The sequence below is a fragment of the Massilia agri genome, from assembly GCF_024753255.1.
GTDB lineage: Bacteria > Pseudomonadota > Gammaproteobacteria > Burkholderiales > Burkholderiaceae_D > Telluria > Telluria agri.
Genome location: NZ_JANUHA010000011.1, coordinates 26,586 through 39,842, shown reverse-complemented (window position 1 = coordinate 39,842; position 13,257 = coordinate 26,586). Strand labels below are relative to the sequence as shown.

Genomic DNA, 13,257 nt, shown 5'->3' with positions numbered 1-13,257 from the left:
CCTGAATTGCGGAGAATGACCTTGAATAAGCTGACTGCCTCGTTGCCCCGGACTTTGCTGCTGGCTGCGCTGTGCCTGGCGCCGCTCGGCCAGGCGCAGGCCCAGGGCCAGGCCGGACCGAGCCGCATCGGCTTCGTCGCGACCGAACGCCTGATGACCGAATCGAAGATGGCCAAGACGGCGGACGCCCGCATCCAGGCCGAGTTCTCGAAACGCCAGAAGGTGGTCGAGGAGACGGTCGCGAAGCTCAAGCAGATGTCGGAGAAGTTCGACAGCGAGGCGGCCGGCCTGACCGACGTCGAGCGCACCCGCCGCACGCGCGAGCTGTTCAACATGGACAAGGACGTCCAGCGCATGCAGCGCGAGTTCCAGGAAGACCTCATGCAGCGCAAGAACGAGGAGCGCGCCGCCATCGCGACCCGCGCCTACAAGATCATCGAGCAGGTCGCCGAGCAGGAAAAGCTCGACGCCGTGCTTGCCGAAGCAGCGTGGTTCAGCCCGCGCATCGACATCACCGACAAGATCCTGAAGCAGCTGGACAAGTAAGCGCTGAACACTCGTTCGCGGACTGCGCCGGCGGCTTGCAGCCACCTGGATTCACGACATTGACTGACACCCGACACACCCAGCCCGGCGTTCGCCTGGCCGACCTGGTCGAGCGCTTCGGCGGACAGCTGGTGGGCGACCCCGAGCTCACCGTTTCCGCGATCGCGCCGCTCGACAGCGCAGGCAGCACGCACATCAGCTTCCTCAGCAACAGCAAGCTGCGCGCGCTCGCCGCGCAAAGCCAGGCCGCGGCGCTGATCCTGTCGCCGCTGGACGACCCGACCGTGTCCGCGACCTACGAGGGCGCGCGCATCGTCACCACCAACCCCTACGCCTATTTCGCCCGCACCGCGCAGTATTTCGTCTCGCTGGGCGAGATTCCCGCCCAGCCGGGGACCCACCCGAGCGCGGTGGTCGACAAGGACGCGCTGGTCGACCCGAGCGCCCACGTCGGCCCGAACGTCACCATCGAAGCGGGCGCCGTGATCGGCGCGCACGTCGTGATCGATGCCGGCTGCTTCATCGGCCGCGGGGCGCGCATCGGCGAGGGCACCCACCTGTTCGCCAACGTGACCTTCCACGCCGGCTGCCGCATCGGCGCGCGCGGCATCGTCCACTCGGGCGCCGTGATCGGCACCGACGGCTTCGGCTTTGCCGTCGAAGGCGGCAAGTACATCAAGATTCCGCAGACCGGCGGCGTGGTGATCGGCGACGACGTCGACATCGGCGCCAACACCTGCATCGACCGCGGCGCCCTGGCGGACACCATCATCGAAGACGGCGTGAAGCTGGACAACCAGATCCAGATCGGCCACAACTGCCATATCGGCGCGCACACGGCCATGGCCGGCTGCGTCGGCGTGGCCGGCAGCGCGAAGATCGGCAAGCATTGCACCTTCGGTGGCGCGGCCATGGTGCTGGGCCACCTTGAGATCGCCGACAACGTCCATATCTCGTCCGGCAGCATGGTGTCGCGCTCGGTCCTCGAACCGGGCCAGTACACCGGCTTCTACCCGCTGGCCAAGAACGCCGAGTGGGAGCGCAGCGCCGCCATCGTGCGCAACCTGGCCTCGATGCGCGAGAAGATCCGCTCCCTTGAAAAAACCATTCGAACGATTACAGAGGAAAAATGACCACCGAAGCTCAGACCATGAATGAAGTAAAGACCCTCGACATCAACGCGATCAAGGAATACCTGCCGCACCGCTACCCGCTGCTGCTGGTCGACCGCGTGCTGGACGTCGAACTGGGCAAGCGCATCACCGCGATCAAGAACGTGACCGTCAACGAAGAATTCTTCAACGGCCACTTCCCGCACAAGCCGGTGATGCCGGGCGTCCTGATGATCGAAGCGATGGCGCAGACCGCCGCCATCCTGTCCTTCATGACCATGAACGTGAAACCGGACGAGAATTCGGTGGTTTACTTCGTCGGCATCGACAATGCGCGCTTCAAGCGCCCGGTCGAGCCGGGCGACCAGCTCAAGATGGACATCGAGATCCTGCGCGTCTCGCGCGGCATCTGGAAGTACAAGGCCGTGGCCAGCGTGGACGGCAAGGTGGCGGTCGAGGGTGAGCTGATGTGCACCATCCGTGCGAACGACAACGCAGCCGCAGCGGGGCAGTAATGAGCAGGATTCATCCTAGCGCGATCGTCGATCCCAAGGCGGAGCTGGACAGCTCGGTCGAGGTCGGCCCCTATTCCGTCATCGGCCCGGACGTGCGCATCGGTGCGGGCACCGTGGTGGGCCCGCATGTGGTCATCGAAGGCCACACGACGATCGGCGAGGACAACAAGTTTTTCCAGTTCTGCTCGATCGGCGGCGCGCCCCAGGACAAGAAGTGGGCCGGCGAGCCGACCCGCCTCGAGATCGGCGACGGCAACACCATCCGCGAGTTCGTCACCATGAACCTGGGCACGACCCAGGACGAAGGCGTGACCCGCCTGGGCGACGACAACTGGATCTCGGCCTACGTGCACCTGGCGCACGACTGCCGGGTGGGCAGCCACACCATCTTCTCCAACAATGCCCAGCTGGCCGGCCACGTGCACGTGGGCGACCACGCCATCCTGTCCGGCTACTGCGGCGTGCACCAGTTCTGCAAGATCGGCGCGCATGCCTTCATCGGCATGTACACGAGCCTGACCCAGGACGTGCCGCCCTTCGTGCTGGTGTCGGGCAATCCGGCCGGCCAGCGCGGCATCAATATCGAAGGGCTGCGCCGCCGCGGCTTCACGCGCGAGCAGATCGACGGCATCCGCGCCGCCTACAAGCTGCTGTACCGTTCCGGCCTGACGCTGGAAGAGGCGAAGGCCGCGTTGATCGAAGAAGAAGGCCGCTCGCAGGCAGCCGCCGGCGACATCCGCGCGCTGCGCGACTTCCTCGATACGGCGACCCGTGGCATCGTCCGCTGATTCCTCCTTCGACCCGCAGCGCCCGGGCGTGAGCCTGGCCATGGTTGCCGGCGAGGTGTCCGGCGACATGCTCGCCGCGCGCCTCATGGCGGGCTTGACCCCGCATCTGCCGAACGTGCGCTTCCATGGCATTGGCGGGCCACGCATGATCGAGCAGGGCATGGTGTCCGACGTGCCGTACGAGACGCTCACCGTGCGCGGCCTGTTCGAGATCATCCCGCGCTACCGCGAGATCAAGGGCATCCAGAACGCCCTGCGCGACCGCCTCCTGAAGGAACGCCCGGCAGCCTTCATCGGCGCCGACTACCCAGGGTTCAACCTGGGGCTCGAAGAGCAGCTGCGCGCCGAAGGGATTCCGACCGTGCACTTCGTCAGCCCGCAGATCTGGGCCTGGCGGGGCGGGCGCATCAAGAAGATCAAGCGCGCCGTGTCGCACATGCTGGTCATCTTCCCCTTCGAGGAAGCGATCTACCGCGCGGCCGGCGTGCCGGTGACCTATATCGGCCATCCGCTGGCCGAGATGATTCCGCTGGCGCCCGATGTGGCGGCGGCGCGCGCCTCGCTCGGCATTGCGCCCGATGCGCGCGTGGTGACCATCATGCCGGGCAGCCGCATGGGCGAGCTGAAGTACCTGGCCGAACCTTTCGTGCGGGCCGCGAAGCTGCTGGCGCAGCGCGACCCGAATCTCGTGTTCATTGCGCCGATGGCGGGCGAGCGCCAGCGCGGCTTGTATGCGCAGATCGTGGAGAAGGCGGGGCTGGCGGACGTGCCTGTTCGCCTGCTCGACGGGCAATCGCATGCGGCCATCGCGGCAGCAAGCGCGGTGCTGGTGGCATCGGGCACGGCGACGCTGGAAGTGGCGCTGTTTAAGAAGCCGATGGTGATCGCCTACAAGGTGATGGAAGCCTCCTGGCAGATCATGCGCCACATGGGCTACCAGCCATGGATCGGCCTGCCGAACATCCTGGCGCGCGAGTTCGTCGTTCCGGAGTATCTTCAGCATGCGGCGACGCCGCAGGCCCTGGCCGATGCCGTGTGGCGCCAGCTGGACGATCCGGCCGGGAGCGAGCTTCTGGCGCGGCGCTTCACGGACATGCATCACAGCCTGCTGCGCAACAGCGCCGAGGCGAGCGCGGACGCTGTGCTCCGCGTGATCGGGAAACGGAAATAAGCGCAAATGAGCAAGAAGAAGTTCAATTTCTACCCCGGCCTGCCGCCACGGCTGCGGCCTTTCACCGACCTCGACATCGTCTGCGGCGTGGACGAGGCCGGCCGGGGTCCGCTGGCGGGGCCGGTGTTCGCCGCCGCCGTCATCCTCGACCCGAAGAAGCCGATCGAAGGCCTGCGCGACTCGAAGAAGCTGACGGAGGCACGCCGCGACGAGCTGGCGCCGCAGATCAAGGAGCATGCGCTGGCCTGGGCCATCGCCGAGTGCTCCTGCGAAGAGATCGACACCCTGAACATCCTGCACGCGACCATGCTGGCCATGCGCCGCGCGGTGGAAGCGCTCTCGATGCTGCCCACCATCGCCCTGATCGACGGTAACCGCTGCCCGCCCATGGAAATCAAGGCCCACGCCGTGGTCGAGGGCGACGACAAGGTGCACGCCATCTCGGCCGCCTCGATCCTGGCCAAGACCGCGCGCGACGCCGCGCTGGTGCAGCTGCACGCCCAGTATCCGCAATACTGTTTCGACCAGCACAAGGGCTACTCGACCGCGCTGCACCTGGAACGCCTGCGCCTGCACGGCCCGTCTCCGGTGCACCGCCGCTCCTTTGCGCCGGTGCGCGAGCTGCTGCAGACCGACCTGTTCGCGGCATGAGGTTGCGCTGAATGAAGAGCATCACTTCGCGCGACAACGCGTTCTACAAAGAGCTCAAGGCGCTCGCCACCAGCTCGCAGGCGCGCCGCAAGGCCGGACAAAGCCTGCTGGACGGCGTGCACCTGTGCCAGTCCTGGCTGGACCTGCGCGGCGCGCCGCTGCATTGCGTGGTGTCGGATGGGGCGCTGGGCAATCCCGAAGTCGCCGCTATCGTGGCCGAGTGCGAGGCTGTTCACGCGCCCGTGACGGCGCTGCCGGACGCGTTGTTCGGCGCCGTCAGCCAGGTCGAGAACGGCGTGAACATCGTCTTCGTCGTCGAGTCGCCCAAGCCTTCCAGGCCTGCGGGACTGATCGAGTCGGCCGTGCTGCTCGACGGCGTGCAGGACCCCGGCAATGTCGGTTCGATCCTGCGCAGCGCGGCGGCGAGCGGCATCAAGCAGGTCTACTGCAGCCCCGGCACCGCCTTCTGCTGGTCGCCCAAGGTGCTGCGCGCCGCGATGGGCGCCCACTTCGTCCTCGACATCTTCGAGAACGTCGAGCTGGCGCCCCTGGTACGCGAGGCGAAGGTGCCGGTGCTGGCCACCAGCGGCTACGCCAGCGAGCAACTGTATTCCCTCGACCTGCGCGCGCCGGTGGCCTGGGTGCTGGGCCACGAAGGGCAGGGCGTATCGAACGCGCTGCTGGAGATCGCGACCCACCGGGTCGCGGTCCCGCATGCGGGCAAGGTCGAGTCCCTGAACGTGGCGGCCTGCGCGGCGGTGTGCTTTTTCGAACAGCTGCGCCAGCAGCAGCGATCAGGCAACTAAGCGCGGGATGGACGTCGAGCCGGGCTCAAGGTAATCTAGGGCCTGGTAGAGTGGAGCAGAGATGGACATCGCGCATTTGCATTTCCTGGTGGCGGAAGCCGACGCGGCCCAGCGCAGAGCGCTGGTGGAGCTGCTCGGCCAGTTGGGCGCCAGCCGGGTCACCGACGTACCCGACGGGCACCTGGCCCTGCAGCGTCTCGACGCGGGCATCGGCCCCAGGATCGACGTCGCGATCGTCGACCTCGCGCTGCCCGGCATGGACGGCCTGGAACTGCTGCGCAACCTGGGCGGCTTCCAGGGCGGCCCGCGCCTGATCGTCACCGGCGCCCAGCCGGCCAACCTGCTGTTCTCGGTGGAGACGCTGGCGCTGGCCCTCGGCGTCGATCTGCTGGGCACCATCTCCAAGCCGGTCACCGCCGTGAAGCTCAAGCCCCTGCTCGAGAACTACACCCCGGCGTTGCGTCTCGAGGATCGCCCCGCAGGCCCGCGCTTCGGCTTCCAGGACATCGGCATCGGCCTGCAGAAGCGCCAGTTCGAACCCTTCTTCCAGCCCAAGATCGAACTCGCCACCGGCCAGGTGAAAGGCCTGGAAGCCTTCGCGCGCTGGCGCCATCCGGAACACGGCGTGCTCGGCCCCGCGTCCTTCATCGACGCGCTCGAGCAGAACAACCGGGTCGACTTCCTCGACTGGAGCATGATCGAACTGTCGGCCGAACGCTGCCGCTGGTTCCAGGACCAGGGCATTCCGGTCCCGATCTCGCTGAACCTGGCGCCCGAGACCCTGGCGCACCCGGCTTTCGTCCGCCAGATCACCGCCTGCATCGGGCGCCACGGGATCATGCCGGAATACCTGACTTTCGAGATGCCGGAATCCTCGGTGCTGAACACCGACCCGAACTTCATCGAACGCCTGGTCCGCCTGCGCATGATGGGCTTCGGCCTGGCCATCGACGACTACGGCACCGGCCGCTCGAACCTGCAGCTCCTGGCCCGCATCCCCTTCACCGAGCTCAAGATCGACCGCAGCTTCGTCGACGGCGCCTCCAAGCGCCGCCCCCTCGGCACGGTCCTGCGCTCCTGCCTCGGCCTGGCCCACAGCCTGGACCGCATGTCGGTCGCCGTGGGGGTGGAGACGCGCCAGGACTGGGACTTCCTCCAGAACCTCGGCTGCACCTACGCCCAGGGCTACCACATCGCCAACCCCATGGAAGCCGCCGCCTTCCCCGGCTGGCTCGAAGACTGGCGCCACTTCTTCTAAGCCCCCGCACCGCGGGTCGCACTGCGGGGTCAGAGTCAAATTGTTGAGCAATTCCCCAGAATTGCCTGGAATTCGACTCCGACCCTAATTGCTGGGCAGACTTTGCCCCAGAAATTAAATAGGGTCAGAGTCAAATTATTGGGCAATTATCGGAAATTGCTCCGTAATTCGACTCCGACCCTTGCTCGTTTGACGTCAAATCTTGTTATCTGTGACGAAAAATATTACAGATCAATTGTTCAATAGGATTAATTGCTAAGCTAATACTAAACCGATTCGATTGCGCATCAAAACCGTGAGGGTCAGAGTCAAATTGTTGGGAAACTCCTGAAAGTTTCCGAATAATTCGGCTCTGACCCTCATTAATTTGCAAGACCAGGTGCCGCTGCGGAATCAGGGTCGGAGTCGAATTGCAGGAAATTTTCGAAAGTTTCCCAACAATTCAACTCTGACCCCAGGGTTAATACTCGCGGCGGTCTGGTTTGATTTCTTGCAGGATGGTGGTGGCGATTTCTTCGATGGACTTGGTGGTCGACGAGAGCCAGCGGATGCCTTCGCGTTTCATCATCGCTTCGGCCTCGTTCACCTCATAGCGGCAGTTCTCGATCGACGCATACTTGCTGCCGGCGCGGCGTTCGTTCCGGATCTGGGACAGGCGCTCGGGCGTGATGGTCAGGCCAAACAACTTGGATTTGAAGGGCGGCAGCGACGAGGGCAGCTTGCCGCGTTCGAAGTCGTCGGGAATCAAGGGGTAGTTCGCGGCCTTCAGGCCGTACTGCATTGCCAGGTAGAGGCTGGTCGGGGTCTTGCCCGAACGCGAGACGCCGACCAGGATCACGTCGGCCTCCGCCAGGTTCTTGTGCGACTGCCCGTCGTCGTGCGCCAGCGAGAAGTTGATGGCCTCGATGCGGTTCTTGTACTCCTCGGTATCCACCGCATTGTGGATGCGCCCGATGGTGTGCGTCGACTTGATCTCCAGTTCCTGCTCGAGCGGCGCAACAAAAGTCTGGAACAGGTCCATGTGCATGCCCTGAGCCGCCCGGATCACGCTCGACAGGTCGTGCTTGACCAGGGTCGAGAACACGATCGGCCGCTGGCCGTCGCGTGCGAAGCTGTCGTTGATGCGGCGCGCCGCGTCGTGCGCCTTCTCGATCGAGTCGATGAAGGGCAGGCGGATCTGGCGGAAGCGCATTTCGAACTGGCTCAGCACCGCATGGCCGAAGGTCTCGGCCGTGATGCCGGTGCCGTCGGAGACGAAGAACACGGTGCGCGAGGAAGGGGCAGGTGTGGCGGTTGCTTCGATGGTCATGGTGTCGTCTTGCTAAGTCGTCGTGACAAAGTTGCAGCATTGTGCGGTGTGCATCGCCCGCGCACGGGTTAAAATGCTCGGCAACGGGTCTGCATTGTGCTGCACGACGGCCAGAATAACAAGAACACTCCGTCGCCCAGCGCTGCCAAAAGGTTTCTATCTCAAGTAAGGGTGTATCACCATGACTAACCTGTCTGTAGCAGCATTGAAGGAGCCTGATCAGGCGACACGTACCTACGTGGCGTCGTTCGAGAACCTGCGCATGAGCGACGTCGAATCGGTCGGCGGCAAGAATGCCTCGCTCGGCGAGATGATCTCGCAGCTGGCCAGCGCGGGCGTGCGCGTCCCGACCGGCTTCGCCACCACGGCCGACGCCTTCCGCGACTTCCTCGAGTACAAGGTCGAAGGTGGCCAAGGGGGAGCAAATTCGCTGGCCCAGCGCATCGCCACGCGCCTCGAGAACCTGGACATCGACGATGTCCGTTCGCTGGCCGCGGCCGGCGCCGAGATCCGCCAGTGGATCGTGGACACACCCTTCCAGCCGCGCCTGGAAGCCGAGATCCGCGACTTCTACGAGCGCCTCGTGGCCGATTCCCGTACCGAAGTCTCCTTCGCCGTGCGCTCCTCGGCCACCGCCGAAGACCTGCCCGACGCATCCTTCGCCGGCCAGCAGGAGACCTTCCTGAACGTCGTCGGCATCGACAACGTGCTCGAAGCCATGAAGCACGTCTTCGCCTCGCTCTACAACGACCGCGCGATTTCCTACCGCGTGCACAAAGGCTTCACCCACGCCGAGGTCGCGCTGTCGGCCGGCGTGCAGCGCATGGTGCGTTCCGATACGGGTGCGGCGGGCGTCATGTTCACCATCGATACCGAATCGGGCTTCAAGGACGTGGTGTTCATCACCTCGAGCTACGGCCTGGGCGAGACCGTGGTGCAGGGCGCCGTGAACCCGGACGAGTTCTACGTGCACAAGCCGATGCTCGCGCAGGGCAAATCGCCGGTCATCCGCCGCAACATCGGCTCGAAGCTGATCAAGATGGAGTTCACCAGCGAAGCCAAGCCCGGCCGCTCGGTGAAGACCGTCGACGTGCCGATCGAACTGCGCAACCGCTATTCGCTCACCGATGCGGAAGTGGTGGAACTGGCCAAGTACGCCGTCATCATCGAGAACCACTATGGCCGTCCGATGGACATCGAGTGGGGCAAGGATGGCCGCGACGGCAAGCTCTACATCCTGCAGGCGCGTCCGGAAACCGTGAAGTCGCAGCAGAAGGCGAGCGATTCGCAGCAGCGCTTCAGCCTCAAGGGTTCGGGCACCGTGCTCACCTCGGGCCGCGCGATCGGCCAGAAGATCGGCGCCGGCCCCGTGCGCGTGATCCACGATCCGAGCGAGATGGAACGCGTGCAGCCGGGCGACGTGCTGGTCGCGGACATGACCGACCCGAACTGGGAGCCGGTCATGAAGCGCGCCTCGGCCATCGTCACCAACCGCGGCGGGCGCACCTGCCACGCGGCGATCATCGCCCGTGAACTGGGCGTGCCGGCGGTGGTCGGCTGCGGCGACGCGACCGAGACCCTGAAGGACGGCACTTTTGTTACCGTCTCCTGCGCTGAAGGCGACGAAGGCAAGATCTACGACGGCCTGCTGGAAACCGAGGTCACCGAAGTCTCGCGTGGCGAACTCCCGCCGATCCCGACCAAGATCATGCTCAACGTCGGCAACCCGCAGCTGGCCTTCGACTTCCAGTCGGTGCCGAACGGCGGCGTGGGCCTCGCCCGCCTCGAGTTCATCATCAACAACAACATCGGCGTGCACCCGAAGGCCATCCTCGAGTACCCGAACATCGATGCGGACCTCAAGAAAGCGGTCGAATCGGTCGCTCGAGGCCACGCCTCGCCGCGCGCCTTCTACGTCGACAAGCTGGCCGAAGGCGTGGCCACCATCGCCGCGGCCTTCTGGCCGAAGCCGGTGATCGTGCGCCTGTCCGACTTCAAGTCGAACGAGTACAAGAAGCTGATCGGCGGCTCGCGCTACGAGCCGGACGAAGAGAATCCGATGCTGGGCTTCCGCGGCGCCGCCCGCTACCTGGCCGAAGACTTCGCCGAAGCCTTCGAGATGGAATGCATGGCCATGAAGCGGGTGCGCGAAGAGATGGGTCTCACCAACGTCGAGATCATGATCCCGTTTGTCCGCACCCTGGGCCAGGCCGAGAAGGTCATCGGCCTGCTGGCCAAGTATGGCCTGAAGCGCGGCGAGAACGGCCTGCGCGTCATCATGATGTGCGAGGTGCCCTCCAACGCGATCCTGGCCGAGCAGTTCCTCGATTATTTCGACGGCTTCTCGATCGGCTCGAACGACCTGACCCAGCTGACCCTGGGCCTGGACCGCGACTCCGGCATGGAGCTGCTGGCCAAGGACTTCGACGAACGCGACCCGGCCGTGAAAGCCATGCTCTCGCTGGCGATCAAGGCCTGCCGCGCGCAAGGCAAGTACATCGGCATCTGCGGCCAGGGGCCGTCGGACAATCCGGACTTCGCCGAGTGGCTGGTGGGTGAGGGCATCGAATCGATGTCGCTCAATCCGGATTCGGTGATCGATACCTGGAACAAGCTGGCATCGAAGTAAGTAGTCATGGCAGCGTGGGCGGTTCTTCCCGCCCACGCTGTCAATCCCATGTCAAACCATCGCGGGCGGATATCTATGCGCTGACGATAACCTTGCACGGAACCCTTCCTTTACCGTCCATACCTGCTACACTGACATAGACAACTCTTTGCCAGAAAGCACACAATAATCAAGCGCACCGACACCATGAAACCCTCGCCGCCTCCTGCAGGCCGCGGGGGTTTTTTACTTTTTCAAACCCCACGAAAGGAGACAAACCGATGACCGACTGGATGAGCTGGCTGGTAGCGGCGGGTATCCTCGTAATCGCCGAACTGTTCACCGGCACCTTCTATCTCCTGATGATCGCGGTCGGCCTCTCGGCCGGCGCGCTCGCCGCCTGGCTCGGCCTGAGCGGGCCGCTGCAGACCTTCGTGGCAGCAAGCGTGGGCCTGGCAGCCACCGCCATCCTGCACCGCAGCCGCTTCGGCCGCCCGGCGCGCCGGGAAGCCACGCGCGACAGCAACGTCAACCTCGACATCGGCCAGCGGGTGCTGGTCGACGCATGGACTGACGGCCGCGCGCGCGTCATGTACCGCGGCGCCCTCTGGGACGTCGAACTCGGCGCAGGCAGCCGGCCGGAAGCGGGCAACTTCCGCATCGTCGAGGTCCAGGGAAGTCGCCTCATCGTCACCAACTCATAAGTTCAACAAATAGTTGACTATCATTTATAAGGGATGCTCATGGAATTCACGTTCGGCACTGTCGCCTTGGTCTTTTTCGTCATCGCGCTGGTCTTCATCTTCAAGACGATCAACGTCGTGCCCCAGCAGCACGCCTGGGTCGTCGAACGCCTCGGCAAGTTCCACGCCGTGCTGGCCCCGGGCCTGAACATCGTCGTGCCCTTCATCGACCGCATCGCCTACAAGCACAGCCTGAAGGAGATTCCGCTCGACGTGCCGCCGCAGGTCTGCATCACCAAGGACAACACCCAGCTGCAAGTCGACGGCATCCTCTACTTCCAGGTGACCGACGCCATGCGCGCCTCCTATGGGTCGTCGAACTACATCCAGGCCATCACCCAGCTGGCCCAGACCACCTTGCGTTCGGTGATCGGCAAGATGGAGCTCGATAAAACCTTCGAAGAGCGCGACCACATCAACACGACCATCGTCAACGCCATCGACGAATCGGCCGCCAACTGGGGCGTGAAGGTGCTGCGCTACGAGATCAAGGACCTGACGCCGCCAGCCGAGATCCTGCATGCGATGCAGCGCCAGATCACGGCCGAGCGCGAAAAGCGCGCTCTGATCGCGGCCTCGGAAGGCCGCCGCCAGGAACAGATCAACATCGCCAGCGGCGAACGCGAAGCCGCGACCCTGCGCTCGGAAGGCGAACGCCAGGCCGCCATCAACCGCGCCCAGGGCGAGGCCAGCGCCATCGTCGCGCTGGCCGACGCGAGCGCCGCCGCGCTGCGCCAGGTGGGTGCCGCGATCCGCGAGCCGGGCGGCATGGACGCCGTCAACCTGCGCGTGGCCGAGCACTACGTCGACGCCTTCGCGAATCTCGCCAAGACCAACAACTCGCTCATCGTCCCCGCGAACATGGGCGACATGAGCAGCGTGATCGCGAGCGCCCTGCAGATCGTGAAGGCGCAAAAATGAACGGGGCACGAGAGCCACGGGTCGTCGTCATTACCGGCGCCTCGGACGGCATCGGCGCGGAGATGGCGCGCCAGTTGGCCTCGAAAGAGGGCGCCGGCATCGCCCTGGTGCTGGCCGCGCGCAATGCGGCGCAGCTCGATGCGGTGGCCGGCGAGTGCGCCGCGTTTGGTGCGCAGGCGCTCGCGGTGCCGACCGACGTCGGCATCCAGATCCAGTGCCGGCGCCTGATCGTCAGCGGGATCGAACGCTTCGGCCGCATCGATGTCCTGGTCAACAACGCGGGCCGCTCGGCGCACGCCCTGTTCGAGGAAGTCGAGGACCTGTCCTGGTATGAGGAGCTGATGCGGGTGAACCTGTGGGGCAGTGTCTGGTGCACCCAGGCAGCGCTGCCGGCCCTCAAGGCCTCACAGGGCAAGATCGTCGCCGTGTCTTCGCTGGCCGGCCTGGTTGGCGTGCCCGGCCGCACCGCCTACAGCGCGAGCAAGTTCGCGATGACGGGCTTCTTCGAGGCCTTGCGGGCGGAAGTGAAGGGTGCGGGCGTGAGCGTCACCACGGCCTATCCGGGCGTGGTGGCCACGCAGATCCGTTACCGCGGCTTCAATGCGCAAGGAGCGGCGATGGGATCGAGCGCCCTGAAGGAAGAGGGCGCCATGAGCGTGGAAGAGTGCGCGCGCCTGATCATCGCCGGAATGGACGGGCGCAAGCGCGAGGTGGTGATGACGGCGAAGGGCAAGGTGGGGCGCTTCCTGAAACTGCTGGCGCCAGGGCTGGTCGAGAAGATGGCCCTGGCGGCGCTGAAGCAGGACGTGCGCCCGCACTGAGCTCCCGC

At 65.1% G+C, this 13,257-nt stretch carries 13 protein-coding genes; 12 read left to right on the top strand and 1 reads right to left on the bottom strand.

Going from position 1 to position 13,257, the window contains the following annotated elements; genetic code table 11:
* The first annotated feature begins 15 nt into the window (after positions 1-15).
* The 8 genes from NX780_RS15885 (at position 16) to NX780_RS15850 (ending at position 6,847) form a co-directional block, all read left to right on the top strand.
* The gene (locus tag NX780_RS15885; RefSeq protein ID WP_258828850.1) at positions 16-546 is read left to right on the top strand and encodes an OmpH/Skp family outer membrane protein; all 531 of its coding nucleotides are present in this window, start codon (positions 16-18) and stop codon (positions 544-546) included.
* Between the two features lie 59 nt (positions 547-605).
* A complete protein-coding gene (gene lpxD, locus NX780_RS15880; RefSeq protein ID WP_258828849.1) occupies positions 606-1,679 on the top strand; it encodes a UDP-3-O-(3-hydroxymyristoyl)glucosamine N-acyltransferase in 1,074 nt (357 codons plus the stop codon).
* Positions 1,676-2,173: a 3-hydroxyacyl-ACP dehydratase FabZ gene (fabZ, locus tag NX780_RS15875; protein WP_258828848.1), complete on the top strand. Its 498-nt coding sequence runs from the start codon at positions 1,676-1,678 to the stop codon at positions 2,171-2,173. Before lpxD ends, fabZ begins: the two co-directional genes overlap by 4 nt.
* Positions 2,173-2,961, top strand: a complete 789-nt coding sequence (lpxA, locus tag NX780_RS15870) for an acyl-ACP--UDP-N-acetylglucosamine O-acyltransferase (RefSeq protein ID WP_258828847.1) — start codon at positions 2,173-2,175, stop codon at positions 2,959-2,961. Before fabZ ends, lpxA begins: the two co-directional genes overlap by 1 nt.
* Before the next feature lie 40 nt (positions 2,962-3,001).
* Positions 3,002-4,132: a lipid-A-disaccharide synthase gene (lpxB, locus tag NX780_RS15865; RefSeq protein ID WP_258828961.1), complete on the top strand. Its 1,131-nt coding sequence runs from the start codon at positions 3,002-3,004 to the stop codon at positions 4,130-4,132.
* A 6-nt stretch (positions 4,133-4,138) separates the two neighbouring features.
* A complete protein-coding gene (gene rnhB, locus NX780_RS15860; RefSeq protein ID WP_258828846.1) occupies positions 4,139-4,783 on the top strand; it encodes a ribonuclease HII in 645 nt (214 codons plus the stop codon).
* A gap of 11 nt (positions 4,784-4,794) precedes the next feature.
* Positions 4,795-5,589 carry a TrmH family RNA methyltransferase gene (locus NX780_RS15855; protein ID WP_258828845.1) on the top strand — a complete coding sequence of 265 codons (795 nt, stop codon included), beginning with the start codon at positions 4,795-4,797 and terminating at the stop codon, positions 5,587-5,589.
* A gap of 61 nt (positions 5,590-5,650) precedes the next feature.
* Complete coding sequence (locus NX780_RS15850; RefSeq protein WP_258828844.1) at positions 5,651-6,847, top strand: EAL domain-containing response regulator; 1,197 nt, start codon at positions 5,651-5,653, stop codon at positions 6,845-6,847.
* A 460-nt stretch (positions 6,848-7,307) separates the two neighbouring features.
* On the opposite strand, the gene ppsR is transcribed toward NX780_RS15850, so the two are convergent.
* Positions 7,308-8,156, bottom strand: a complete 849-nt coding sequence (ppsR, locus tag NX780_RS15845; RefSeq protein WP_258828843.1) for a posphoenolpyruvate synthetase regulatory kinase/phosphorylase PpsR — start codon at positions 8,154-8,156, stop codon at positions 7,308-7,310.
* 181 nt (positions 8,157-8,337) lie between these two features.
* Here ppsR and ppsA point away from each other — a divergent pair, with 181 nt between their 5' ends.
* The 4 genes from ppsA (at position 8,338) to NX780_RS15825 (ending at position 13,249) form a co-directional block, all read left to right on the top strand.
* Positions 8,338-10,785 (top strand): phosphoenolpyruvate synthase, encoded by a 2,448-nt coding sequence (gene ppsA / locus NX780_RS15840; RefSeq protein WP_258828842.1) that lies wholly within the window; start codon positions 8,338-8,340, stop codon positions 10,783-10,785.
* A 260-nt stretch (positions 10,786-11,045) separates the two neighbouring features.
* Complete coding sequence (locus NX780_RS15835) at positions 11,046-11,468, top strand: NfeD family protein (protein WP_258828841.1); 423 nt, start codon at positions 11,046-11,048, stop codon at positions 11,466-11,468.
* 39 nt (positions 11,469-11,507) lie between these two features.
* Positions 11,508-12,428, top strand: a complete 921-nt coding sequence (locus NX780_RS15830) for an SPFH domain-containing protein (RefSeq protein ID WP_258828840.1) — start codon at positions 11,508-11,510, stop codon at positions 12,426-12,428.
* The gene (locus NX780_RS15825; protein ID WP_258828839.1) at positions 12,425-13,249 is read left to right on the top strand and encodes an SDR family oxidoreductase; all 825 of its coding nucleotides are present in this window, start codon (positions 12,425-12,427) and stop codon (positions 13,247-13,249) included. Before NX780_RS15830 ends, NX780_RS15825 begins: the two co-directional genes overlap by 4 nt.
* The last annotated feature ends 8 nt before the right edge of the window (positions 13,250-13,257 follow it).

What these genes read in the sequence shown, in the direction of transcription:
- NX780_RS15855 (WP_258828845.1), top strand. Translation starts at nt 4,795, where the DNA reads ATGAAGAGCATCACTTCGCGCGACAACGCGTTCTACAAAGAGCTCAAG.
- NX780_RS15825 (WP_258828839.1), top strand. Translation starts at nt 12,425, where the DNA reads ATGAACGGGGCACGAGAGCCACGGGTCGTCGTCATTACCGGCGCCTCG.
- fabZ (WP_258828848.1), top strand. Translation starts at nt 1,676, where the DNA reads ATGACCACCGAAGCTCAGACCATGAATGAAGTAAAGACCCTCGACATC.
- NX780_RS15835 (WP_258828841.1), top strand. Translation starts at nt 11,046, where the DNA reads ATGACCGACTGGATGAGCTGGCTGGTAGCGGCGGGTATCCTCGTAATC.
- lpxA (WP_258828847.1), top strand. Translation starts at nt 2,173, where the DNA reads ATGAGCAGGATTCATCCTAGCGCGATCGTCGATCCCAAGGCGGAGCTG.
- rnhB (WP_258828846.1), top strand. Translation starts at nt 4,139, where the DNA reads ATGAGCAAGAAGAAGTTCAATTTCTACCCCGGCCTGCCGCCACGGCTG.
- NX780_RS15885 (WP_258828850.1), top strand. Translation starts at nt 16, where the DNA reads ATGACCTTGAATAAGCTGACTGCCTCGTTGCCCCGGACTTTGCTGCTG.
- ppsR (WP_258828843.1), bottom strand. Translation starts at nt 8,156, where the DNA reads ATGACCATCGAAGCAACCGCCACACCTGCCCCTTCCTCGCGCACCGTG.
- NX780_RS15850 (WP_258828844.1), top strand. Translation starts at nt 5,651, where the DNA reads ATGGACATCGCGCATTTGCATTTCCTGGTGGCGGAAGCCGACGCGGCC.
- NX780_RS15830 (WP_258828840.1), top strand. Translation starts at nt 11,508, where the DNA reads ATGGAATTCACGTTCGGCACTGTCGCCTTGGTCTTTTTCGTCATCGCG.
- lpxB (WP_258828961.1), top strand. Translation starts at nt 3,002, where the DNA reads ATGGTTGCCGGCGAGGTGTCCGGCGACATGCTCGCCGCGCGCCTCATG.
- ppsA (WP_258828842.1), top strand. Translation starts at nt 8,338, where the DNA reads ATGACTAACCTGTCTGTAGCAGCATTGAAGGAGCCTGATCAGGCGACA.